Raw genomic sequence first — 24,366 nt, forward strand, 5'->3', positions numbered from 1 at the left:
GAAACGGGGTGACAGTATGAGCTCTTTTACATTTAACAATATACGTAAGGATTTTATTCAAATAGAAAAGGGATGGAAAAGACCAGCGTGGGCTCCATTAAAACGGAAATTTCTAAGTGTTCGAGGTTATCCAGGTGCAAGATTATTAACGACAGAAACTGAAATGCGGGTTTTACCTGTTCCAGTGGGAATTATTGTTCCTAATGGATCTGACTTAGAAACATTAAAAGAAGAAATAGCAGAGTGGTTAATTACAGAAAAACCTGTTGAATTAGTCTTTGATGTAACATCTGATAGGACATACCTGGCGGTTATTGATGAAAATTTTGATCCTGAGGATTTTGTTACTTTAGGAAAAGGTACTTTGAATTTTGTTTGTCCAATGCCATATAAGTTAGGACCTACTAAAACAGTAGAATTTGAAATGGATGGGCGTGGGTTAATAGCAAATGTTCAAAACAAAGGAAGTGTAGAATCCAATCCAATTATAGAGGTTGATGTGACGAAACCTTCCACATTTCTTGATGTATGGAATGGAACGAATTATTTTCGCATTGGATATCCATTGAAAGCAGACCAAGTGCCAGTTGAAAGAAATCAACGTGTGTTATGGGACGAGATGGGGACAACCATAGGATGGACTGATGTCCCTAAAACAGAAGATATGAATGGTGGAGGAAAGTTTAAATCGGATGGATACCGTTTTATGGCCGAGTATCTAGGTGAACCTACGGTAAAAGGATGGCATGGTTGTATAGCCAAAAAGAATATCCCACAAGGACCGTTACAGGATTTTATCATGCAAGCTTATGTGCACATTAATAGTTATCATTGGGATCAAATGGGGCGTGTGGAAATAGGATTGTTGGATGAAAGCAGCGATTATGTAGCCCGTATATCTATGTCAGATGTTCAGTGGGAAGCGGAGCAAAACAGTGGATTTGCTAGTGTGGGGAACAGTAAGAAACCTGGTGGGCAAGTTTTAATTAATGAACATGGAGATCATCCAGATACTTGGACTAATTTCAGAGGGCGATTATGGCTCGCTAGGACCGGTAATAGATGGGAAGCGTATATTTCTAAGTTTATATTAGGTACTGAAATCGATGATGCTGAAAGGTTCGTTGTCTGGTTTGATGAAAATAACGTGAATATGAATAAAGTCACTCAAGTACAAATCAGCATTTCTCAGTTCTCTAACAACATGTTTTGTTCGCAAATGTCTATTGACGATTTGAAAATTTGGAAGGTTAACATGAATACACAAAATAATCCTCCTTATATCTTTGATGTTGGGGACAAAGTAGTTATTGATACTGAGCGAAGTCTTGTAACGATAAATGGTAAAAGTGCTATTAATCTAAAAGATATATTTAGTGAATATCCTTTTATTCATAAGGGTTCGAATAAACTAGAAATTATGCCTTCAACTGTCGGAACAGCCAAAGTAACGTATAGGGAGCGATTTAGATGAGGAAACCAAGTGGAATATTACATGTTGTTGATTTTAAAACGAGTCAAATTGTTTCCAATATACAACCAAAAGATTATTGGGACGATAAACGACATTGGGAGATAAAAAATAACATTGATACTTTAGAGTTTAAAGTATTTGATAATACAGATCATGCAGCGACACTCATACAGCAAAATTTAGTTTTAAAAGAGGTAAGGGACGGACGGATTGTTCCGTATGTTATTACTGAGACTGAAAAAAATTCAGATGATAGATCAGTAATCGCTTATGCCTCTGGAGAATGGGTTCAACTAGCGAAATCGGGCATTATCAATCCTCAGAAGATTGTAGGCAAAACCGTCAATGAGTTTATCGATATAGCTCTTGTGGGTACGAAGTGGAAAAGAGGAAAAACAGAATACGCTGCCTTCCACACTATGACGATTGATGAATTCATAGATCCACTGAAATTTTTAAAACACATTGCTTCCTTATTCGATTTAGAAATTCAATATCGCGCGGAAGTTGTAGGGTCTCAAATTGTTGGTCGTTATGTAGATATGGTGAAAAAACGAGGACGTGATACAGGCAAAGAAGTAACTCTTGGTAAAGATTTAATGGGTATCAAACGAATTGAGAATTCCCAAAACATTTGTACAGCCCTATTAGGATTCGTAAAAAAAGAAGGTAGAGACTTTATAACCATCTCTAGTATTAATAATGGAGTTCCTTATCTTGTAGACAGTGATGCGTTTCAGCGATGGAATGAGCGAGGTCAACATAAATTTGGCTTTTATACACCAGAAACAGAAGAAGATATAACACCACAACGTCTTTTAACTCTTATGAAAACAGAACTAGCCAAACGAATCAATACATCTTATATATATGAAGTTCAAGCACAAAGTATAGGTCGTGTATTTGGACTAGCTCATGAACTGATTAATGAGGGGGATACAATCCGAATAAAAGATACAGGATTTACACCAAAGCTTTATTTAGAAGCAAGGGCAATCGCTGGTGATGAATCACATACTGATCCTTCGCAAGATAAATACGCATTTGGTGATTATCGAGAAATTGTGGATGCTAATGAAGAATTACGTAAGCTCTATAATAAAGTCCTGGCTTCAATAGGTAGTAAACAAGAAATTCTTAATCGGCTAGATGAGTTAGTTAAAGAAACAGTTGTAACAGCAAACAATGCTCAAAAAGAATCTGAAGTCGCTAAGAAACTGGCTGAAAAGGTCCAGGAAAACCTAAAAAATAATACGGTAAATATTATTGAAGCTAAAAATCCACCAACCGATAATCTTATAGTAGGTAAGACATTATGGCGAGACATTAGCAAAGGTAAACCGGGTATTTTAAAAGTGTGGAACGGTAATGGTTGGGAGCTACTTATTCCTGATCCAGAAACTATCAAGAAAGAAACTATGGAGCAGGTTATTAAGGATATTCAACTTACAAAAGAAGAATTAAATAAGAAAGTGGAAGAAGCACAAAAAGAAACTGCTGGTCAATTCAAGGAAGTAACAGAAAACCTTCAAGAAGTTTCTTTAACTATTAAAAATGTACAAAATTCTCAAGGTGAAATTGCCAAAACTGTCTCTGAAATGAAACAAACCAACGAAGGTTTTACTAAATCTATTGAATCGCTAACAAAAAAAGACGGTGAAATCACTGAAAAATTAAATACAGTTGTAGAGACTGCTGAAGGTACGAAAAAGACCCTCTCTGAGGTGCAGCAAACAACTAATAATCTAAAGAAAACCACAACTGAAATTACAGAAAAGGCTGGCCAGATTAGTGAGAAGTTGGAGATCGTAGAAAAAAAAGTTAATAACGATAAAGCTGGAGGGCGTAATCTGTTATTAGATTCAAACGTCAAATATGAAAAAACAGATTATCTAATCAATCCATATTCTCTAACTGAAAATTTTGTTGCAGGTGAGGAATATACTTTTGTAATTAAAGGGAGTGTCCCGCAAGGCCAGAAATTTGGAATTTGGCAGAATGGTGGTTCAAATAATGTTGGATATGCAATAAGTGTTTATGCGAATGGAATTACCTATGTAACTTTTAAAGCCGTAGCAGCAAGTAGTGGTAATGAAAGAAAGTTGAGTCTATATAACTTTCCAAGTAACACTACAAAATCCGTTGTAGAATGGGTCGCTTTATATAAAGGTAATAGGCCACAGGATTGGACACCAGCTCCAGAAAATCAAGTAACGAATGATGAATTCACGAAGAAAACAAGCGAGATTGAAAAAAGTGTGAATGGTATTAAAGAAAGTATTAAAACGGTAGAAAAAACACAAGTCAATTTTAGCGAGCGTGTTACTACTGTAGAGAAAACAGCAGACGGTATTAGAGAAAAAGTTACTAGTTTACAAGAAATACAAACCAAACAAAGTACGCAGTTACAAGAAGCTAAAGCAGGCTGGGAAACTACTGCAAAAGCTTTGGAAGGAAAAGTAGAAATAAAAGATGTTGAAAATTATGTAGGTGGTTTAGGTACTGTAAACGAGTTGCGTGATGCTGATTTTAAGTTAGGGCAGAAATATTGGTTTTGGAATAGTGGTAATGGGGCTGCTGGTTCTGTTGATACTAACTTAAAATACAAAGGTATGAACACATTTTCAATTACCGGTACTGGCCAGACTCAAGATCGTTGGTGGGGACTTACAAGTCAATTCATTGAGTGTCAGGTTAATGAAGCCTTTGTTGCATCAGGTTATTTCAATACTGATGGGAAAACACCTATTGATAGTGGTGGTGCATTTATTGAAATTGAATGGTGGACGGCTGACAAAAAAACTCGTGTTAAAACAGCTAGAACGAATGTCAAAGTTGTAAATAATACGTGGGTTCGTGCTATATGTACAGATAAAGCGCCAGCTAATGCAGCGTTTGTGAGATGGCGTTATTACGTTACGAGAAATGGGCGTTTATGGTGTGCGACACCTATGTTACAGCGTGGTACTATAGCTACAGAATTTTGGTTACATCCGAAAGATCAAACGGATGCTGATAAAATGCTAGAAGATCTAGCCAATAGAGTAGCTACTGAAGATTACAATAAAAAAGTTACAGAATTAGAAAGAAGTATTAGTGCTAATGAAAAAGGCGTTTCAATCATCTCTGGAAAACAAGAAACGTTTATAAATGAGACTTATAATGCCTATGTAAAGAAAACGGAATCTAAGTTAGAAGTTCTAGATGAGGGGATTTTAGCGCAGATTTTAAAGGACGGTATTGTCACTGCAATCAATATGTCCCCTGGGAAAATTACAATTAATGCTGCAAAACTGGATATTAATGCAGATACAATGGTCAAATGGTTAACAGCAAAAGGAATTGATACGAATCTTATTCGAATTGACGGTGATAAAATAACCATTGATAAAGACGGTGTAACTGTTAAAATGCTAGACTTCCTATTCCAAGATGAATGGGGAACAAAAACAACTGCGGTATCAAGACGAAACCTAATAGCAGATCCCGACTTTTCTAGTGTTACAAAGAAAAACATTGGGAATGCAGATTATTATGGATTTGAAGGTGGATATGGTCTTACTTGGAAGTCGTGGGGCAATGTCGTAATAGAAAAGAATACACATTTATTCGATTACGAGCAAATGGTAAATGCTGCAAGAGTAGATATGTATAACTATCCAGAAGCAATCGTGAATAATGGGATACATCCTGGAAATGAATACACAGTATCTGCTCATTTTAGAACAGCAATGATAAATGGGGTACGTAAAACAGGGAAGCCGCGTTTACAAGTATGCTGCGTTACATTCCGAGACAATGTAAGTTACGATACATGGCATGAACAAAAAATGGATTTTCCTGAACCGTCTACCTATTATGGAGAAATCAGAAGATACTCTTTCACTTTCAAAGTGCCGACAAACTATATTCCGCAACAGCACGCATTAATTATTAAGGTTTGTTCTGGAAATGCTGATATGAGACAAGGGAAAGCGGTTTGTGTATCGGGTGTAACGCTATACAGCGGTAAATATGCATCTATGTATAACTGGGATCGAGCAGCAGCAGAAAGAGCAGATGGTCTTCAACCATTTAATAAGATTGCAATAGGCGGTGTAAATAACAACATAGGTCCATCTGATAACGGACAGACCTTTGATATAAGTACAGAAAAGGATGTATTCATAAATCAACCTATTCTAACGCAGGGAATAAATTTAGGGCGTAATAGAATGGGCCAAGCTGGATCCGCTCGTTTCTTTGATGGTGGTCAAGGCTATGGGTTTTATTTTATGGGCATGGCAGGACAATGGTACAAGCTACCTAACGTTTAGGAGGTAAATATATGGATGATTACAAAGATTTACAAGGTTATCCCTTACAAGCGGGGCAAGGCGCTCCATTTGCTGGTAGGTTAGTAGATTCAGAAAGAAACGAAAACGGAGTATTTGTGCAAATTCCTTTTGATATGCTAAACAATGCCGGTTTATATGGTACTAATAAAGTAGAGGTGTGGGGAGAAACGGATGGAACGATATATTTCCGTATTGCAACAAGATGCGAAATATGTAAACGTGGAGCTCGTCTGTATGCATTGGATATGGGGTTTGCGAAAAAGAATATATGTTTAGAGTGTTATACATCACTTACAGGGAATTATCCATCTCAAGAACCGCCAACACCAACTAATGAAAATACAACGCAAATAGAGCAGCTATAAGCTGTTTTTTATTTTGCATAAAATACGGCATTTATTAAATAAGAAACTCACTTTTTATGGAGTTTTATAGGAGGATGATATAAAATCTTTATAAAACGATAAAGGGTGAGCTTTAATGCAAGTAAATATAGTCGGTTCATTTAAACATTTATCTGTAGAAGAAACAAATTTATTTCTTGGTATGGAATATGGATATATCATTTGTAATGATCAATTACTATTAAAAAATAAATTCTTTGAAAAACCTTTCATAGAATATATTGGGAAACTAGGTATAGAGGCATTAGAAAAATCACCATATATATATAATGATTTTGATTTAAATCAAAGTAAACAATATTCATTAGATGAGGTTAGTAAATTCATTCGTTTATCATGGGGACCAGTAGAGTGGTTTTTATTGTCTTTATGGTTTGTGAAGGATAATAGTGTAAAAGTAGACTATTTGTACCTATACGAGCCAGAAAATTATTTTATTATCAGAGATAAAAGTAATCTTTGGCCATCTAATTCAAGAGGTCAGTATAAAATCACTTCTTTTACAAGTGAAGAATTAAAAAAAGCGTTACAGTGGCAAGCGCTACTCTATAATTATGCGCTAGTAGCTAAAAAGGAAGCTTTAGAAAATTGTGATGTAAATGATTTGCAAACTCAAAATTATTCCGCTCAAATCCCATATGCGGATATGAATAGAATATCAAGGGCCTTACGTTTTATTAAGAGTGGGCGTGGCGAATCATTTTTACCTGTGAAAATTTCAGCATATGTAGGTGCGTTAGAATCCCTATTCTCTACTACAAAAAGTGAGGTAACTCATCAGGTTGCTGAACGTGCTGTTAAAATATTAGGTGGAGATATTGATACAAGGATGAAAAATTACACGTTGATTAAGAATGTTTATGATATTAGATCAATGTACGTGCATGGTTCTGATATTAAAGGGAAAGTTTTAAGAAGATTGCCAGATTTAGCGGAAAGTTTTGATGAATTAATGAGAAGTATATTGAAAACAGTTATTAAAGATTACTCGTTTTTATCTGAAATGAAACAAAATGAATTAGATATCTGGTTTAAAAAATTAATATTACAATAAAAAAGTGTTATATTGACCACTTTTTATTGCATGGAGACGTTTCAAATGGGATTTATTATGAAATGTACAAATTATAGCAAAAAGGGGGGAAAGAGAGTGAATTAAACATGGGTAATATTATAAAAACCCAAACATCCTGTTAGGATGGGGCATTCCCTTTAGAGTTAGGGTGTAAAGAGTCTATAAAACTTTAAACTCTCTAATGATAATACGGTTTAGAGTAAATTCAATTCATAGATTAAGAGGAGCGATTTCGCTTCTCTTTTTTATTTTGAAACGGGGTGAATGAGGTGGAAGGGTTACAAGATGTACGAAGTGATGTTCAAGAAATAAAGCAAGATATTAAGGATATTCGCTTAGAGATTAAAAGTTTAGAAATGCGGACAACAGGTAACGAGAAAGACATTATTAATATCAACAAACAGCTAGATAAAATCAGCGCTAATACTACCTGGATTTTGCGACTTATAGTTGGCGGAATTGTTGGTGGCATTCTCACTTTCTTAATGAAAGGAGGTGGTATGTAATGTTTGAAATTACTGTAATGATTGGAATTGTAGTTGGTCTTTCACAAATTGGAAAAACAATTGGATTACAAACAAAATATGTTCCGTTATTAAATTTAACGCTTGGCATTGTGCTAGGCGTTTTATTTTTGGACGGAGATATCAAAACAAATGTATTTCAAGGAATCATCATTGGATTATCAGCAAGTGGATTATTTGACCACACAAAAATTATGAAAAAGGATGTTGATGCTAAATGAAAAAGACAATGAAACATATGATCTCGTTCCTTATGATTCTAGTATTTGTGGGTTCTTTTGCTACAAGTGTTTTTGCTGATAGAACGCTTATTATTCCTGATTTACCGAAACAACCATACCGTTATGGTGTAGGTGCCTATGAGGGCGTTGTAGCACATTCTACAGCAACTCCAGAAGCTCCAGCTATTAATATTCAGAAATATGAGTCTCGTACATGGAGAAATGCATTTGTTCACTATGCAGTCGATTGGGATGAAACAATCCAAATTGCTGATACAAAATACATTGCTTATGGTGGCGGTCCTGCTGCTAATAAACGATTTGTACATGTAGAGTTATGCGAAACAGCGGACTATACAAAATTCAAACGCAGCTATGACAAATATGTTAAGTTACTAGCTAAAATCTTACGTGATCGTGGGTTATCTGTAGAAAAAGGATTGTGGACACATAGCGATGTAACTCATCACCTTGGTGGTACAGATCATGAAGATCCAATTGATTACTTAAAGTCTCATGGCGTTTCAGAAGCTCAATTTAGAGCAGATGTACAACGAGCATATAATAATTCTAGTGTGGATGTTTCTGTTCCTAAAAAGCCATCTAAACCAGCGGAAGTACCAACAGCAGTAACAGACGGTATCGCCTATATTGAAGGTTACAACGTTAACTTACGTAAAGGACCAGGTACAAGCTATTCTAAGATTCGTCAATTAAACAAACCAGAATCTTATATTGTGTGGGCGGAAAAGGATGGGTGGTTAAATCTTGGTGGAGATCAGTGGATTAAGAACGATTCATCTTATGTGAAGTTTAATAAGAAAAGTACAGTAGATTCTTCTATTGTTGGAAAGCGCGTTATTTCAAAAGTTAACAATTTACGTTTCTATGATGCTCCATCTTGGCAGGACAAAGATGTTGCTGGTTTCGTAGATGCAGGTGAGGGATTTACAATTGATGGGAAGTTAAATGTAAACGGTTCACTACAATTTAAGGTGCACAATAGTATAGGGGAAACATATTATATTACGATAAATGAAGTTTATGTATATGTAAGATAACTGTCATACCACAGTATAATACACTCATAGGAGGTAGTTAAGTGTTTGATAAAAATGAAATACAAAAAACAAATGGGATATTTCAAACTAATGCATTAACCCCAAATTTAATTGGCCCCACACTCCCGCCAATCCCACCATTTACTTTACCAACTGGCCCCACGGGTCCAACAGGAGGGACAGGCCCAACGGGAGTAACGGGTCCAACAGGAGGGACGGGTCCAACAGGGAAAACAGGTCCAACGGGAGTAACGGGTCCAACAGGGATAACAGGTCCAACAGGGATAACGGGTCCAACGGGAGTAACGGGTCCAACAGGGATAACAGGTCCAACAGGGATAACGGGTCCAACGGGAGTAACGGGTCCAACAGGGATAACGGGTCCAACAGGAGTAACGGGTCCAATAGGGATAACAGGTCCAACAGGAGTAACGGGTCCGACAGGAATAACAGGTCCAACGGGAGGGACTGAAGGTTGTCTGTGTGATTGCTGTGTTTTCCCTATGCAAAGCGTCTTACAACAACTTATTGGAGAAACTGTAATTCTCGGCACTATTGCAGACACACCAAACACGCCCCCACTTTTCTTTCTATTTACTATCACTTCCGTAAATGATTTTTTAGTTACAGTTACAGATGGCACCACAACCTTCGTGGTTAATATTTCTGATGTAACAGGGGTAGGTTTTTTACCACCAGGACCACCTATCACATTACTTCCACCTGTCGATGTAGGATGTGAGTGTGAATGTCGTGAACGACCAATTAGACAATTATTGGATGTGTTTATTGGATCTACAGTAAGTCTTTTAGCAAGTAATGGCTCTATTGCAGCAGATTTTAACGTGGAACAAACAGGACTTGGTATAGTGCTAGGTACATTACCTATAAATCCAACTACAACCGTTAGGTTTGCTATTTCAACTTGTAAAATTACAGCTGTAAATATAACCCCTGCTACGATATAATAGATTTCTTTCAGAAGTATCTATTTAATTTCATTGATAATGATTATGTCATACAAACATACTTTGAAAAATGAATAATAAATGCACTACCAAAAAGGCAAGCATATACCAATGCTTGCCTTTTGTTCTAACGACGATGTTCAACAAGGTCGATTACACCTAAAACGACGTGAGCTAAACCAAAACCAAATACTGTATTTGCAATCATTTTATTAGTTCCACGAGTTTGTTTAAGAGCGTAACCTGCTGCTGTCACTGCTGTACCTAGAGCTGTTGGAATTAATCCTTCACGAATGTCCACAGTGATGCCTCCTTGTTCCGTAGTTAGTAAATTTGTTTTAATGCTTTGAAGTAAAGTATTAAAACAAGTATTAGTATTTTACTTTTTAATAAAATTATGTAGAATTTCCATGTTATATAATTAGACAAATTTAACTTTAAACATACAGTATATACGAAGGAGTATGTGTATTATCTGAACAAAAAAGTGCTAACAAGTTTGCAAACGAACTTGCTAACACCTATACAAAATAGACATAAATTATCGCTGATATGTCTGCCTCAATAATAGCCATAATCAACTAGAACACACTAGTACGAAACGCTCATAAAACCATTCTTAATATCAAGAATATAATCATCCAGATATTCCTTTACTTTTAAGACGAAAACGAGGCATGATATTGATTTCTACCTCAGAGTTTGCGTCAAATAATAAAAAAATACGGTTTGTAAAACTAAAAATACAACAAGCTACAACCGGCATGAAATGGATTAAGATATTTAGAAATTTAAAAGGTGATTTTCAAATAGGGGGAGAGGTGGATTTAGACCATATTCTCCAATATCCGAAAGATTATATTGTAGGGGAAAATAAAAGGGTGTTATTTCCATACAATGAGAGAATTTATAAAGTTCGAGGTACTAAAATAGAACCGGGTATAACAGTAAAGGAAAGAGAGTATTTATTTAAAGAATTTCAGCGTAAATTCTCTTATTTCACAATACTTCCAGAATGTAAAAAGGTAGCAACAAATAACAAAAATGAATTATTTCCTTTATTTGCACCAAAAGGATTAGAGACATTAACATTAGAAGTTTGGTCTGAAAATATAGCGCTGGAAATAGAACAAGCATTACTTGATAGCAAAATTGTTTTGACTAAAGTTGGTGAAAATTCTTATGTATTGAATACAGATTTTCCGGTGTTATTAAAGATTGTGAGATACAATATTGAAAAGGTGTTACAAAATCCATATAAAATGCAATATTGCCAAAAATATAAAACAAATCTTGTAGATGATGTTAAGAAAGCTGTCTATGCTACCGCGGGTGAGCGCAGTGATGCGACATTAGCATTAATCGCAATGAAAAATTGTGATGGACGCGAAAAAATTGATCCAAAACAAATCATTAGAGAGGGATTTGCAAGAACAAACCGTATTTCAACATTTATTAATTTATTTATAGGACAAAATGTATCTCGTAAAACAATTGTAAATAGTGTTTTTAGTCTATTAGAACAAAAAGGATTTTTGAAGCGTAGTTGGAATAAGATAAATTTACCTTGTACATATGTTAGTTTATCAATTGAACGAATATCGAAATTCGATTTCTTACCTATTTTTTCAAAAATAAAAGGAAAAGAAATTTTATATAAATTATATGGGAGTACAGAGTGGCAAACGATTGATTACGTATTATTAAATATAAATAAACATAATGCATTTTTACCACAACCATCAAAGAGAAATGATATGGGGGCTCTTTTTAAACAATATGTTTTCGAAACATTAATGGAAATTGTACAATATGCAAAAGAACAAAATGAACAAGTTTACTTCATTGTAGATGCAAATTTGAGAAAATATTGGATAAAAGAGTTACAAAATAAAGAAATTAATATAGATATTTTACCTGATATTGTTCCAGAGGTCTTAAAGGTTCCAAATTTAAATATTATTAGAATAAATACAGGTTTTGATGTACCAAGTTACGGTGTAATAGAGCGGGATGATGCTCTAGATAGCATTGGCTTATATGCAGATCAAAAAGGGATGTATTATAGCACTGGTGAATATTCACTTAATTGTAGTGGGATTTTTCAGCGATATATACTTGAAATTTTACCATTGGGTGTAAAACCTGTAGAAAGGGATTATATCGCTAAAATGATACATTACATGTGCTGTAATTCTAGTATGCTTTCGAAAAAGAATGTACACATGACATATTCCGTACATATGGAAAAAGTAATGAAGACTTATATTACTGACATAGATGCAAGAGAGTTTAAAGAATTTGATGATGAATTGGATGTAGATGTAGTAAAGGTAGAAAAGAAAGATTCAATTACTCTACTTTAAATACTAGTAAACAAATCCTGCTCGTTATATCGATCAGGATTTGTCATTTTTTTATGTAAATAAGGATATCCTTTGTCAAGTATCTTTTCGTTTACATATTTACTTTATGTGCAGACAGGATTAATATGTTTTTTAGAAATACAAAAACTATATCATATGGAAAAAGATTTTTATTAATTGAAAAAATTTGAAAGGAATGGGGAATTGTGAAGAAATTAGATGTGCTCTTAATGCTATTGAGCGGCCTCTTTCCAATTGCAGGACTTACAAAGCAAATCCCTCTAGAACAATCTATATATATTGGAGGGCTTTTATTTTTTACTAGTTTCGGTAGTTATTTTGCTAAAAAGATGTATTCACGTATATGCAGCTGGATAGCGTATGCGCCATTTATAACATTACTGTTAGTTATTTGGCATCAGGATATTTCAACAAGTTCAATCATAACAAATGCAAAAATTGCTGCATGTGTCGCGTTAATTCCATGTTTATTCCGTTTTCGTACATATGGACTTACTTTGGGCTTATTCTCATTATGGGCCGCTTTACTATGGGATATAAAAGAAGTACAGTCGTTAGTCATACTTGAACGCATAACGAGTTTAATGACAAGCCATTATGTATATATATTACTATTAATTGGAGGACTTGTATTAGGAGGATTACTTGCGATGTTCATTCACCGCAAAGAGAAAGATAATAATAAAGAAAATATAAATCTACTTGGACCAAAAAAGAAACGCAAAAGATTATCAATTAAGATTAGACTTCCAAGATTGCCGAAATTAAAGATGAAACTATTTAAGTTTGGTGGGAAAGAATCTAAAAGTAAAATGGCAGAAAAGAACCATGAGTATAAGTACGAAGAACCAGTTGCAACATATGAAATGACAGAGCAAATAGATCCATACAAAGAAAATGCAGTTCAAGGTCAAACAAGGATGGAACGCCGAAGAAATAGGTATAATGCATAATGAAGTTTAATAACCCCGTAATGACTTATCTTAATATTGATAAATCATTACGGTTTTTTTATGTAATGAAATGAAGGTTGCTATTGCGGAGGGGAACAGCATATTTTATAGGTAGGAACCAAAATGAAATAAGGGGAGGATAAAATGCTTATCATTACATATATATCTGCTTGTATATTATTCTTAGTTAGCTTTTTACATGTATATTGGGCTTTCGGAGGTAATTGGGGGACAAATAGTGTTATTCCAACTAAATCAGGGGAAAAGGCGTTTACACCTCGCGCCGGAATGACATTGTTCATTGCATTATTATTAAGTATGGCAGCAATAATTTTGTTGCAACAAGCAAATATTGTTCATTTTGCAGTTCCTAATGTTATTATTCAAGTCGGTTCCTGGATTTGTATGATCGTCTTTTCTATTAGAGTAATTGGTGAATTTAACTATTTTGGTATCTTTAAACGCCAAAAAGATACGCACTTTGCAAGAATGGATACCGGTTTATATATTCCACTTTGTGCATTTTTATCTTTATCTTTTTTATTAGCAATAATTTTGTGAGTGAATAATAGTAGTTTCCGTTCTCAAAATATATGTAAACGTGAGAAATCTAAGAGTAAATAAAAAGGATGTAAGCGCCTTCTTGTCGAAAGGTAAATTATTATGAAAGGCGGTGACACTATGAAGTATGTAAAAGTTAGTATGAATGGTGGAAGTGAACATAAATTCTCAATGACTTTAGATCGGTTTGAAGAACTTATTACTACAGAGAATGGGATATTAGAAAATAAATTAGTATGTATTGAAAATGTAATGATTAATCCTACTAATATATCTTCTGTAGTTGAAAAAATTGGTGTACCGGCTAAGTTTATGGAAGCTTAAAATCGTTAGATAAAAAACATCCATTGAGGATGTTTTTTAATTTATAAATATGAAATTGTACAGTGAATATTTGAGTAGATTTTTTAGCAATGACTATGCATATATTAAGTACCTGAACATGGTGCTTAATACATGCACGAAATAATAAGTACAAGCATATATTATGTAGTAGGACAAGATCTTCGTGTCCTACTTAATACTCAGAAAAAACCTCTAATCACATAAGAGCAGCCAATTGCAGGGTGCTCTTATTTTTTATGAAAATCTACTATGAGCCTTATTTTATAGTAGGATGCAATAATAAAGGGCTATTTTGAAATAGTGTTTTTTAGCCTTTAATTTTAAATTTATCTTTAACGTTAATAAATATTAAAAATAATATGATAGCAGAAATTAAGTTAGATAAGTAGAAATTTTGATGAAACAGTAGTTCAAAGATGACATCGAAAGTAACGAATAAGGCAATAGCAGGTAGTATGCAAATAAATATAAATCTCCAATTTTTTAAGTAATGTTTATAATTTGTAAGTACTTTATCCATAAATATAGCTCCTATATTTTTGTTTTTATATAATTATACATTTAGATACAAGGATTTTCAAAGTAAAAATATTTAGCAATTCAAAAATATAAGGAGAGCTTTTGTTGAAAATCCAGATTGCTGTAGTAATCTGAATTTGACTTTAAAGAACTATACTAAAATGATACACTATAATCTACGTTATTTTTGAAATGAATAGAGGGATTTGTGTGATAGATAAAATTAAAAATGCTGTAGAGGATATGTACGAAGATGAGGCTAAAGGTTTACTTCAAAGTATTCTCATACAGTTAAACTTATTAAAAGAAAACTATAGTGAAGATACAATTAAAAATTTGATGGATATTCCGAAACAATTAACAAGTAATCCTACTTATAAAAGGAATGTAAAAGAAAGTACGCACGTACATATTGCTTTTGATGATTCAACGGCTGGTTGCTTGAAATATATGTTAAGTCAAGAAGAATTATTTGAAGAGAGTGTTGTTGCTTTTTCGGAATTCTTTTCAATTGGACCGATATATAAGTTGCATACGAATGAGGGGCAACTAGCAAGACAGAAGTGGTTAATAAATAACTTAACTGCATATGATAGTTATTTTGAAGAAGAATATTTATTAAGATTTATAGCAACTATAGAAGAACTACATACTATTCCTGTTGAAACGCCTATTACAATTTGGAGGGCTGATAATGCACATGAACATGTAGGTCTAAGTTTTGTAATAGCACAATTAAAGGATAAGAAAAACATTCGAATAATTAATACGTCTGAAGCAAGCAGAGAAATATTAAAACAAGAGTATGATATTCGTGGAACGGGAGAATTACCACCTGAAAGTTTAGCTCTATTCCAAAAAAGTTTTATAAAGTTACCTTATTTAACTGAAGAGAAGCGCATGAAGTTTGAACATGAGTGGAATAGATTATCGGAAAGCATAGAATGTTTAAGAGTGTGGAAAGAAAATGAAGTGCATTCTGTACAGGAAGATTATTTTGATCAATTTATAATTGAATGCGCGAAAAGTGTGGGTGCTGATCGAGAGTTCCTCAAAGCTCCTAGAGTAATTGGTGAAGCACTTGGTCTTGTTGAACAATTGGTTGGAGATACTTACTTAGAATATCGCTTGAAACAATTAATTAAACAAGAAGTATTTGAATTTGAAGGTTCGTTAGATGAAATGCGTTTTTATAGTGTGAAGTTAAGGAGATGATAAAAATATTCTATTTTTAAAAAACTCGTATTTTTAATAATACGAGTTTTTTAAGTTGAATTTGGGCTATACATAAGCTTCCCAGAGAGGGCATATCACATATGAATGATAAAGGTAATGAATGAAAAGAAGGTGATTTGTTAATATGTATAACCAACAAAATTATCCATATGATCAAGCGATGTATTATAATCCACATGACTACGGGTATGAACCTACAAATGAAGTGAGAGATATTGAACAAGAAGATTACAGACCAGATGATGCGGAGGATGCTCCAACGTCACCACCACCGTCACAAGCGCCATCGTTACCGTCTACATTTGCTTCTCCAGCACAACCAGGCAATATGAAATCATGGATGTGTAACTGTTTAGGAAGATGGGGCTATTTACGTTTACATCGTCCTGGACCTTTTGGAAGGGATTTATGGTTCTTTCCGACTGAAGTGAGAAGAAACGGAGTATCAGGTTACACTTGGCAAGGTGGTCGTCGTCGTAAAGTAAGTTATCGCTATCAACAAATTAGTAATTTTATGTGCTTCGCATAAAGAGAGGTGGGAGAGTAAAACGATTGTACTCTCTCACTTTTTTATTTTTCAATATACGAAGTAAGATTTTGATTAAAAATTTACAATTTTCACGTTTTTATTAGAGTATAATGCATATGTTGGTTGGTTTTCAAAAACAAATGAGAGTGAGGGAATACAATGTCAATGAAAAACAAAGTTGGGTTAAGCATAGAGGATGGCATTAATTTAGCTTCAGCTCAGTTTAAAGAAGATGCGTATGAAATTTATAAAGAATCGCGAAAAAAACAACCTATATTATTTGTAAACCAAGTTGAAATCGGTAAAGAATGGCTCATTACTAGATATGAAGATGCTCTGCCACTTTTAAAAGATAATCGTTTAAAAAAAGATTGGACAAATGTGTTTTCTCAAGATATAAAGAACATGTATCTTTCCGTTGATAATAGTGACCACTTAACAACACATATGCTAAATTCAGATCCACCTAACCACAGTCGTTTACGATCTTTAGTTCAAAAAGCTTTTACACCGAAGATGATTGCACAATTAGACGGAAGAATTCAGAGAATAGCAGATGATTTGATAAGTAATATAGAGCGAAAAGGTACATTAAATCTTGTGGATGATTATTCGTTTCCGTTACCAATTATTGTAATAAGTGAGATGCTCGGTATTCCAAAAGAAGATCAAGCGAAATTTAGAATTTGGTCTCATGCTGTTATTGCATCACCAGAAACACCTGAAGAAATAAAAGAGACCGAAAAACAACTATCTGAGTTTATTACATATCTTCAATATTTAGTTGATATTAAAAGAAAAGAGCCAAAAGAAGACTTGGTGAGTGCTTTAATACTTGCAGAGAGTGAAGGGCATAAACTTAGCGCTCGGGAACTATATTCAATGATAATGCTATTAATTGTAGCAGGACACGAGACGACAGTGAATTTAATTACAAATACGGTATTAGCACTTCTTGAAAATCCAAATCAATTACAGTTATTAAAAGATAATCCAAAACTAATTGATTCGGCTATTGAGGAAGGATTGCGTTATTATTCTCCAGTTGAGGTTACAACTGCAAGATGGGCAGCGGAACCTTTTCAAATTCACCATCAAACAATACAGAAAGGAGATATGGTTATTATTGCATTGGCTTCAGCGAACCGTGATGAAACAGTATTTGAAAATCCAGAAATATTTGATATTACACGGGAGAACAACCGTCACATTGCCTTTGGTCATGGTAGTCATTTCTGCTTAGGAGCTCCACTTGCGAGGTTAGAAGCAAAGATTGCTATTACTACTTTGTTTAATCGAATGCCTGAACTACAAATAAAAGGGAATCGTGAAGAAATTAAATGGCATGGTAACTATTTAATGCGTTCTTTAGAGGAATTACCTTTAACTTTCTAGAATAGTTAAAAGGAGACATGCATACATCGAAAATGATTTACATAGAGTATGTATGTGTTATTTAAATTCGAAACGGAAGGGTGAAAACATCCCAATGATCAACTAATTCTATTTGTAAGAGATCTTCGTTAAAAAACGAAATATTCTTCTGAATAGGGTTAGTCTGTACATTTATAGAAAAGGGATGTATTTCGCTCTGCGAATATATAGTCTTTTTATATGATTTGTGCTGCCTCCTGTTCAGAACATGAAATAGGAGGCTTTTTTATGTCGACAAATGTAGTAACGAAACAAAACAATGGGGTATCACAAGTATTAAAAAATCGGTTTGTTCAAGGGATTTTAGCATCAGCATTATTTTTACAAATAGGAATATGGGTTCGAAACTTTGCGGTATTACTATATGTAATGGAAATGACAAAAGGTGATGCTTTTGCTATTTCGATGATTTCAGTTGCTGAATTCGCTCCAATTTTTATTTTTTCATTTATTGGCGGTACTTTTGCTGATAGGTGGAAGCCAAAGAAGACAATGATATGGTGTGAAACGTTAAGTTCCATTTCAGTATTCGCTGTATTAATTACGCTTATGTTTGGAACGTGGAAAATTGTGTTTTTTGTGACACTCATCTCTGCAATCCTTTCACAGTTTTCACAACCATCTGGAATGAAATTGTTTAAACAACATTTATCAACGGAACAAATTCAATTAGCAATGTCTATATATCAAACGATATTTGCAATATTTATGGTATTAGGACCAATACTAGGGACATTTATCTTTCATAGTTTTGGAATTTATATTTCAATCATCATAACAGGTATCTCGTTTTTACTTGCGGCAGTTGTATTGTTATTTCTTCCGAAAGATCTTGAAAACGACGTAGAAAAGAAGGATATCACTCTGTTGCAAGAGATGAAGGATGGTATTAAGTATGTCAAAAAGAAAAAAGCATTAACTTTGCTAGGGCTTTGTTTTATGGCTGCAGGACTAGGTATAGGATTAATTCAGCCATTAGGTATATTTATTGTGACTGAGCAGTTAGGATTATCAAAAGAGAGTTTACAGTGGCTACTAACAGTAAATGGTGCGGGAATGATTGTTGGCGGAGCATTAGCAATGGTATTTGCGAAAAATGTTGCTCCGCAAAAGATGTTAATTATCGGTATGCTTGGTCAAGCAATTGGTATTGGCATTATAGGATATTCTACAAATTTATGGGTGACACTTACAGCGCAGCTTTTTAGTGGTTTAGCTCTTCCTTGTATCCAAATTGGTATAAATACACTTATTATTCAAAATAGCGATACCGATTTTATAGGTCGTGTAAATGGTATTTTAAGTCCGCTTTTTACCGGTTCAATGGTAGTAACGATGAGTATAGCTGGCTCATTAAAAGAGATGTTTTCATTAAGTATGATGTATGAAGGGACGGCTTTACTTTTTATAATTGGATTATTGTTTATTTTACCTATATACAATTTAAAGCCAGTAATAGCGGTAGAAAGTGAAATAAGTGGTAAAGGAAGTGTCGTACAAAATGAATCCTAATCCAAATGTTAAATACCCTATTGAAGGAAATCAAAACGTTCAATTTATAAAAAATATAATAACAAAACCTAATATACTTGTTGGTGACTATTCTTATTATGATGCGAAAGATGGAGAAACATTTGAAGATCGAGTATTACATCATTATGAATTTCTTGGAGATCGCCTTATTATTGGAAAGTTTTGTTGTATTGCATCTGGAGTTAACTTTATTATGAACGGAGCCAATCATCGGATGGATGGATTTTCGGCATATCCATTTAATATATTTGGAAATGGGTGGGAGAAGTATACACCTAGTTTGTCTGATTTACCTTATAAAGGTGATACAGTTATAGGAAATGACGTTTGGATTGGTATGGATACAACAATTATGCCCGGAATAAAAATAGGGGATGGTGCAATCATTGCAGCTAAATCTGTTGTGACTAGAGACGTCGCACCATATACAATTGTTGGTGGAAACCCTGCAAATAAAATAAAAGAGAGATTTTCAAATGAAATAATTCAAGAATTATTGCAAATTCAATGGTGGCATTTTGATATTGAAAAAATAACTGGAAATATTGATGCTATTGTACGCGGAGATATTGAACCATTAAGAAAGCTAAAAAGGGAATGAAAAATGGATGACAAATAGTATCATACCTCCGAATTTTGTTAATGATAATAGAACAAGGAGGTGTGATACTATGGCACAAGACGTTTTATGTGAAGTAAACAACTGTAAATTTTGGGCGAACGGTAATAAATGTAGTGCAGAGGCAATTTACGTAGTAAGTCATAAAGGTAAACATGCATCTACAACGGAAGAAACAGATTGCAAAACATTCGATCCAGAAGTGTAAATTTTTTAAGGGTAGCCAAATCGTGGTTGCCCTTTTATTAATGATAGTATTGATAATAAATATCATTTTCATTCATTGTTTTTAACTTTTCTTGTTATTTTTTCATATTTTCTTCATAAGTGATGTAATCCAACTCAATTCATGTTTAATTCGTGATTTACTAAATTCAATGACTTCAGTAATAAAGGGTGAGGTAACCTCTAGAGACTGAATAGCGGTAAGTTGATTATGTAGTACGTTTTGACGTACAGTCAAAATCTCTTTTCTAGCTTCATATTCAAGTTTTTCAAATAGCGCGATACGAACAAGAAATTCTGCATTATTTGTCGCAAGTTTTTCGGGAAACTCTCGTAACATTTCAGAAAAAATTTCTTCTCCTGTTTCTGTTATATCGTACATATTTCGGTTTGGTTTTCCAACTTGTTTATGTATTTTTTTCGTTATAGCACCCATATTTTCAAAGCGCCGAAGGGCAGGGTAAAGCATGTTGTGATTTAACTCAAAATTCTCACCTAAACGATTTTGAACATTTTTTTTGATTTCATATCCATGTTTTGGTCCTGTCGTTAATTCTGCTAGCAGTAAAATGTCAACGTACATAAAAATCCCCCTTATATATTTCTCAAGTTCTCTAATGAAAAATCTCCTTTTGTATATGTTAAAATAACATATGATAGTTTATACAACTTTGAACTGCCGACCTATCACTTTTATTGTAAAAGAAAAGGGAGGAAAGAACTATGGCTTCACCTGAAAATGTTATTTTAGTTCATGAAATTTCAAAGCTGAAAACAAAAGAAGAATTATGGAATCCATATGAATGGTATCGTTTGATGAGGGATAATCACCCAGTTCATTATGATGAAGAGCAGGATGTATGGAATGTTTTTTTATATGATGATGTAAATCGTGTTTTATCAGATTATCGCTTATTTTCAAGTAGAAGGGAGCGCAGACAATTCTCAATCCCTCCTTTAGAAACTAGAATAAATATAAACTCTACAGATCCACCAGAACATCGCAATGTACGTTCCATTGTTTCTAAGGCATTTACTCCAAGAAGTTTAGAACAGTGGAAACCTCGAATACAGGCTATCGCAGATGAACTTGTACAACATATCGAAAAATGTAGTGAAGTTAATATCGTTGAACAGTTTGCTGCACCTTTACCTGTTACCGTTATTTCTGATTTATTAGGAGTCCCAACAACAGATCGTAAAAAAATTAAAGAATGGTCTGATATTTTATTTATGCCGTATAGTAAAGAAAAGTTTAATGATCTGGATGCCGAGAAAGGGATAGCATTAAATGAATTCAAAGCATACCTTTTACCGATTGTTCAGGAAAAGAGATATCATTTAACCGATGATATCATATCTGATTTAATTCGAGCTGAATATGAAGGCGAAAGATTAACCGATGAGGAAATTGTAACCTTTTCATTAGGTTTACTAGCGGCTGGGAATGAAACCACTACAAATTTAATTATTAATAGCTTTTATTGCTTTTTAGTAGATTCACCTGGAATTTATGAAGAGTTAAGAAAAGAACCTAACTTAATTTCAAAAGCGATTGAGGAAGTATTACGCTATCGCTTTCCTGTTACATTGGCCCGGAGGATTACAGAGGATACAAATATATTTGGTCCTTTAATGAAAAAGGATCAGATGATTGTTGCGTGGGTTAGTGCAGCGAATTTAGACGAGAAAAAATTTTCACAAGCCTCTCAATTTAATGTACATCGAACAGGAAATGAAAAGCATTTAACCTTTGGGAAAGGTCCTCACTTTTGCTTAGGAGCACCACTTGCACGTTTAGAGGCTGAGATTGCATTAACTACCTTTATAAATACTTTTGAAAAAATAGAGCTATCTCCATCTTTCTGTTTAGAAAAATGTATATTGGAAAATGAACAAACATTAAAATACTTACCTATTCGTTTGAAAGCTAAATAAAAATCTTAACAAGGTGCATACATTTGCATCTTGTTTTTTGTTTCTCAATTGTGAGTTTTCGGTAATTACCTTAATATGGAATTGTATAAAACGTAGAGGAGGATTCTTATGTTGACTTGTAATGGAAGTAAATCATTTCAAAAGTTTATTAAAGGTGTTACAGATCTTATGGAAAACGGTTTATTTGAAGAAGAAATAGTGTGTGGCATTGAAAAGTTACTAGAAGAACTTTTAGAAAAGAAAACATGGCTTCCGTTAGATAAACAGAAGGCCAATTTGACTCAATATGCACGACATTTATTGTATGAAGATCCGCTCAAACGTTTTGAAGTACTAGCTCTCGTATGGAAAGATGGACAATCTACACCTTTACATGATCATGACGGCACATGGGGAGTAGAAGGCGTTTTTTCAGGAAGGATTATGGTGCAGAACTTTATACAAACGAAACAACTTGGAAATTCACTTGTTTATTTAACACATACAGGAAATCTTTATTTGGGAGAAGGAGAAACAGATAAAGTAATTCCACCAGCGGATTGTCATATTCTTGAAATTAGCAAAAATGAAAGCGTTATTACGATTCATGTCTATGGAAAACGGTTAGAAAAGTTTAAAGTATATATCCCAACTGAAGAAAAAAATGTGTACATGTGTGAGACGAAATACATTAGTTATAATTCATAGTTTAAAATCCAAAGCTTTTTTAAAAAGAAAAGCTTTGGATTTTATTTTTAATTATTTCTTGACCTGAAACGCTTTTCATAAATTATAAATAAGAAGTACCTCACGAGGATTGTATGAAAACGATACCTAATAATTAATTAGAACTCGTGTATTTATAGAAAGTGGTGAAGAAATAATGAAATTAATTGCAATTGATTTAGATGGAACTCTTCTTTCGGGGAATAAAATGATAAGTAAAGAAAATGCAGAAGCAATTCGAACATGTCAAGAAGCTGGCCATGTTGTAGCAATTTGTACAGGACGTTCTATTGTTGACATTGAGCGATTATTGTTAGAAGTTGATTTAGAGTGTCCAATCATTGCGGAAAATGGTGCTCTTATATATAAAGATAAAAAAATGATGAAGAGATATCCAATTCAAAATATGCAGGCACTTGAAATTGTAGAATATCTTGAAGAGAATGGTTTATATTATCAGCTCTATACTGATAAAGGTGTGTATGTACCGGATTATGGAGTAGAGAGTGTACGTAATGAAATTGAGCATGTGAAGAATTCAAAAGAAAATTTCGACTTGAAAGAGTTAGAAACAATCGCAGCATTATATCTTGAGCATACAGCGTTTCATAGTGCGGAAAGTTGTAAACCAATTGTAGAAACAGATATACATGTGCATAAATTATTACCATTTTCTTATGAAATTGAGAAATTAAAAAAACTCAAAGAAACATTTCTTCATAATACAGATTTAGCAATTACATCTTCATATTGGCACAATTTAGAGATTAATCATCGAGATGCTCAAAAAGGGAATGGATTATATACTTTAGCAGAACATCTTAATATTCCGGTTGAAAACACTGTAGCGATAGGTGATGGGCTAAACGATGTTTCTATGATGGAAAAAGCGAACATATCAATTGCAATGGGGAATGCAGTAGAAGAAATAAAAGCAATGTGTAAATACGAAACGTTATCAAATGAAGAACATGGTGTGGCACATGCTTTATATAAATATGTAATGTAATTAAAAAAGAAAAAAGAATCCAAATGGATTCTTTTTTCTTTTTTATTAGGGGTAAGGTATTCTATGAGATTCATAGAAGCCTTATTACATTTTATTATATAGAATATATTGGAATAAATGTTTATATTTTTCATAAAAATTGTGAATATTTTATGAACTTTATACTTATTGCATGTTTATACCGCTATTAGTAACGTGTATGACTCTCGAGTGAAAATTCAGTGAATGTAAGGAGGAATTCAAGTTACTAGACAATAAGTGAGGAATCAACGAAATATATACTAATTAAAGGTATATTCAGTATATATA

The 24,366-nt window shown here is 33.7% G+C and carries 24 protein-coding genes; 21 read left to right on the forward strand and 3 right to left on the reverse strand.

Features of this window, described 5'->3' with window-relative positions; all coding sequences use genetic code 11:
- The first annotated feature begins 16 nt into the window (after window positions 1–16).
- The 8 genes from ACTFRU_RS01190 (at window position 17) to ACTFRU_RS01225 (ending at window position 10,064) form a co-directional block, all read left to right on the forward strand.
- A complete protein-coding gene (locus ACTFRU_RS01190) occupies window positions 17–1,474 on the forward strand; it encodes a distal tail protein Dit (RefSeq protein WP_440037407.1) in 1,458 nt (485 codons plus the stop codon).
- Window positions 1,471–5,790, forward strand: coding sequence for a phage tail spike protein (locus tag ACTFRU_RS01195; protein ID WP_440037408.1), 4,320 nt, complete (start codon window positions 1,471–1,473; stop codon window positions 5,788–5,790). The genes ACTFRU_RS01190 and ACTFRU_RS01195 overlap by 4 nt, the downstream gene beginning before the upstream one ends.
- 11 nt (window positions 5,791–5,801) lie before the next feature.
- The gene (locus tag ACTFRU_RS01200) at window positions 5,802–6,176 is read left to right on the forward strand and encodes a hypothetical protein (RefSeq protein ID WP_097842396.1); all 375 of its coding nucleotides are present in this window, start codon (window positions 5,802–5,804) and stop codon (window positions 6,174–6,176) included.
- A gap of 115 nt (window positions 6,177–6,291) precedes the next feature.
- Window positions 6,292–7,269, forward strand: a complete 978-nt coding sequence (locus tag ACTFRU_RS01205; RefSeq protein ID WP_063264108.1) for a HEPN domain-containing protein — start codon at window positions 6,292–6,294, stop codon at window positions 7,267–7,269.
- Window positions 7,270–7,559: 290 nt separating this feature from the next.
- A complete protein-coding gene (locus ACTFRU_RS01210) occupies window positions 7,560–7,796 on the forward strand; it encodes a hemolysin XhlA family protein (RefSeq protein ID WP_016081457.1) in 237 nt (78 codons plus the stop codon).
- Window positions 7,796–8,035 carry a hypothetical protein gene (locus tag ACTFRU_RS01215; protein WP_016108980.1) on the forward strand — a complete coding sequence of 80 codons (240 nt, stop codon included), beginning with the start codon at window positions 7,796–7,798 and terminating at the stop codon, window positions 8,033–8,035. Before ACTFRU_RS01210 ends, ACTFRU_RS01215 begins: the two co-directional genes overlap by 1 nt.
- The gene (locus tag ACTFRU_RS01220; protein ID WP_097842395.1) at window positions 8,032–9,096 is read left to right on the forward strand and encodes an N-acetylmuramoyl-L-alanine amidase; all 1,065 of its coding nucleotides are present in this window, start codon (window positions 8,032–8,034) and stop codon (window positions 9,094–9,096) included. The genes ACTFRU_RS01215 and ACTFRU_RS01220 overlap by 4 nt, the downstream gene beginning before the upstream one ends.
- 41 nt (window positions 9,097–9,137) lie before the next feature.
- Window positions 9,138–10,064, forward strand: a complete 927-nt coding sequence (locus ACTFRU_RS01225; RefSeq protein WP_440037409.1) for an exosporium leader peptide-containing protein — start codon at window positions 9,138–9,140, stop codon at window positions 10,062–10,064.
- A 127-nt stretch (window positions 10,065–10,191) separates the two neighbouring features.
- Here ACTFRU_RS01225 and ACTFRU_RS01230 read toward each other — a convergent pair whose 3' ends face one another.
- Entirely contained in the window at window positions 10,192–10,365 is a 174-nt protein-coding gene (locus ACTFRU_RS01230; protein WP_000354585.1) for a hypothetical protein, read from the reverse strand.
- Between the two features lie 382 nt (window positions 10,366–10,747).
- Between ACTFRU_RS01230 and ACTFRU_RS01235 the strand changes: the two genes are divergently transcribed.
- From ACTFRU_RS01235 to ACTFRU_RS01250, 4 genes are all read left to right on the forward strand, one after another.
- The gene (locus ACTFRU_RS01235) at window positions 10,748–12,430 is read left to right on the forward strand and encodes an RNaseH domain-containing protein (RefSeq protein WP_197323749.1); all 1,683 of its coding nucleotides are present in this window, start codon (window positions 10,748–10,750) and stop codon (window positions 12,428–12,430) included.
- Window positions 12,431–12,636: 206 nt separating this feature from the next.
- Complete coding sequence (locus ACTFRU_RS01240) at window positions 12,637–13,404, forward strand: DUF3959 family protein (RefSeq protein ID WP_006926091.1); 768 nt, start codon at window positions 12,637–12,639, stop codon at window positions 13,402–13,404.
- 144 nt (window positions 13,405–13,548) lie between these two features.
- Complete coding sequence (locus tag ACTFRU_RS01245; protein WP_000905571.1) at window positions 13,549–13,965, forward strand: DUF3995 domain-containing protein; 417 nt, start codon at window positions 13,549–13,551, stop codon at window positions 13,963–13,965.
- Window positions 13,966–14,085: 120 nt separating this feature from the next.
- Window positions 14,086–14,289, forward strand: coding sequence for a hypothetical protein (locus ACTFRU_RS01250; RefSeq protein WP_000878369.1), 204 nt, complete (start codon window positions 14,086–14,088; stop codon window positions 14,287–14,289).
- Between the two features lie 328 nt (window positions 14,290–14,617).
- Here the strand turns inward: ACTFRU_RS01250 and ACTFRU_RS01255 are convergent, their stop codons facing one another.
- A complete protein-coding gene (locus ACTFRU_RS01255) occupies window positions 14,618–14,830 on the reverse strand; it encodes a hypothetical protein (protein WP_000362067.1) in 213 nt (70 codons plus the stop codon).
- A 209-nt stretch (window positions 14,831–15,039) separates the two neighbouring features.
- Between ACTFRU_RS01255 and ACTFRU_RS01260 the strand changes: the two genes are divergently transcribed.
- From ACTFRU_RS01260 to ACTFRU_RS01285, 6 genes are all read left to right on the forward strand, one after another.
- Complete coding sequence (locus tag ACTFRU_RS01260; protein WP_006926088.1) at window positions 15,040–16,044, forward strand: DUF1835 domain-containing protein; 1,005 nt, start codon at window positions 15,040–15,042, stop codon at window positions 16,042–16,044.
- Between the two features lie 145 nt (window positions 16,045–16,189).
- Window positions 16,190–16,594, forward strand: a complete 405-nt coding sequence (locus ACTFRU_RS01265) for a hypothetical protein (protein ID WP_000282680.1) — start codon at window positions 16,190–16,192, stop codon at window positions 16,592–16,594.
- Window positions 16,595–16,753: 159 nt separating this feature from the next.
- Window positions 16,754–17,989 (forward strand): cytochrome P450 family protein, encoded by a 1,236-nt coding sequence (locus ACTFRU_RS01270; protein WP_044307540.1) that lies wholly within the window; start codon window positions 16,754–16,756, stop codon window positions 17,987–17,989.
- 267 nt (window positions 17,990–18,256) lie between these two features.
- Window positions 18,257–19,540: an MFS transporter gene (locus tag ACTFRU_RS01275; protein WP_440037410.1), complete on the forward strand. Its 1,284-nt coding sequence runs from the start codon at window positions 18,257–18,259 to the stop codon at window positions 19,538–19,540.
- The gene (locus ACTFRU_RS01280; RefSeq protein WP_001069247.1) at window positions 19,530–20,162 is read left to right on the forward strand and encodes a Vat family streptogramin A O-acetyltransferase; all 633 of its coding nucleotides are present in this window, start codon (window positions 19,530–19,532) and stop codon (window positions 20,160–20,162) included. The genes ACTFRU_RS01275 and ACTFRU_RS01280 overlap by 11 nt, the downstream gene beginning before the upstream one ends.
- A 70-nt stretch (window positions 20,163–20,232) precedes the next feature.
- Window positions 20,233–20,388, forward strand: coding sequence for a DUF1540 domain-containing protein (locus tag ACTFRU_RS01285; protein WP_000046095.1), 156 nt, complete (start codon window positions 20,233–20,235; stop codon window positions 20,386–20,388).
- Window positions 20,389–20,490: 102 nt separating this feature from the next.
- Here the strand turns inward: ACTFRU_RS01285 and ACTFRU_RS01290 are convergent, their stop codons facing one another.
- Complete coding sequence (locus ACTFRU_RS01290) at window positions 20,491–20,988, reverse strand: PadR family transcriptional regulator (RefSeq protein ID WP_166695984.1); 498 nt, start codon at window positions 20,986–20,988, stop codon at window positions 20,491–20,493.
- Between the two features lie 140 nt (window positions 20,989–21,128).
- Between ACTFRU_RS01290 and ACTFRU_RS01295 the strand changes: the two genes are divergently transcribed.
- The 3 genes from ACTFRU_RS01295 to ACTFRU_RS01305 all read left to right on the forward strand — a co-directional run bounded on the left by ACTFRU_RS01295 (window position 21,129) and on the right by ACTFRU_RS01305 (window position 24,057).
- Window positions 21,129–22,343 (forward strand): cytochrome P450, encoded by a 1,215-nt coding sequence (locus ACTFRU_RS01295; protein ID WP_000168013.1) that lies wholly within the window; start codon window positions 21,129–21,131, stop codon window positions 22,341–22,343.
- 108 nt (window positions 22,344–22,451) lie between these two features.
- The gene (locus ACTFRU_RS01300; RefSeq protein WP_000954437.1) at window positions 22,452–23,030 is read left to right on the forward strand and encodes a cysteine dioxygenase family protein; all 579 of its coding nucleotides are present in this window, start codon (window positions 22,452–22,454) and stop codon (window positions 23,028–23,030) included.
- A gap of 175 nt (window positions 23,031–23,205) precedes the next feature.
- Window positions 23,206–24,057 carry a Cof-type HAD-IIB family hydrolase gene (locus ACTFRU_RS01305; protein WP_000766385.1) on the forward strand — a complete coding sequence of 284 codons (852 nt, stop codon included), beginning with the start codon at window positions 23,206–23,208 and terminating at the stop codon, window positions 24,055–24,057.
- Window positions 24,058–24,366: the final 309 nt, after the last annotated feature.

The sequence above is a fragment of the Bacillus cereus group sp. MYBK220-1 genome, from assembly GCF_051916445.1.
Lineage (GTDB): Bacteria > Bacillota > Bacilli > Bacillales > Bacillaceae_G > Bacillus_A > Bacillus_A cereus.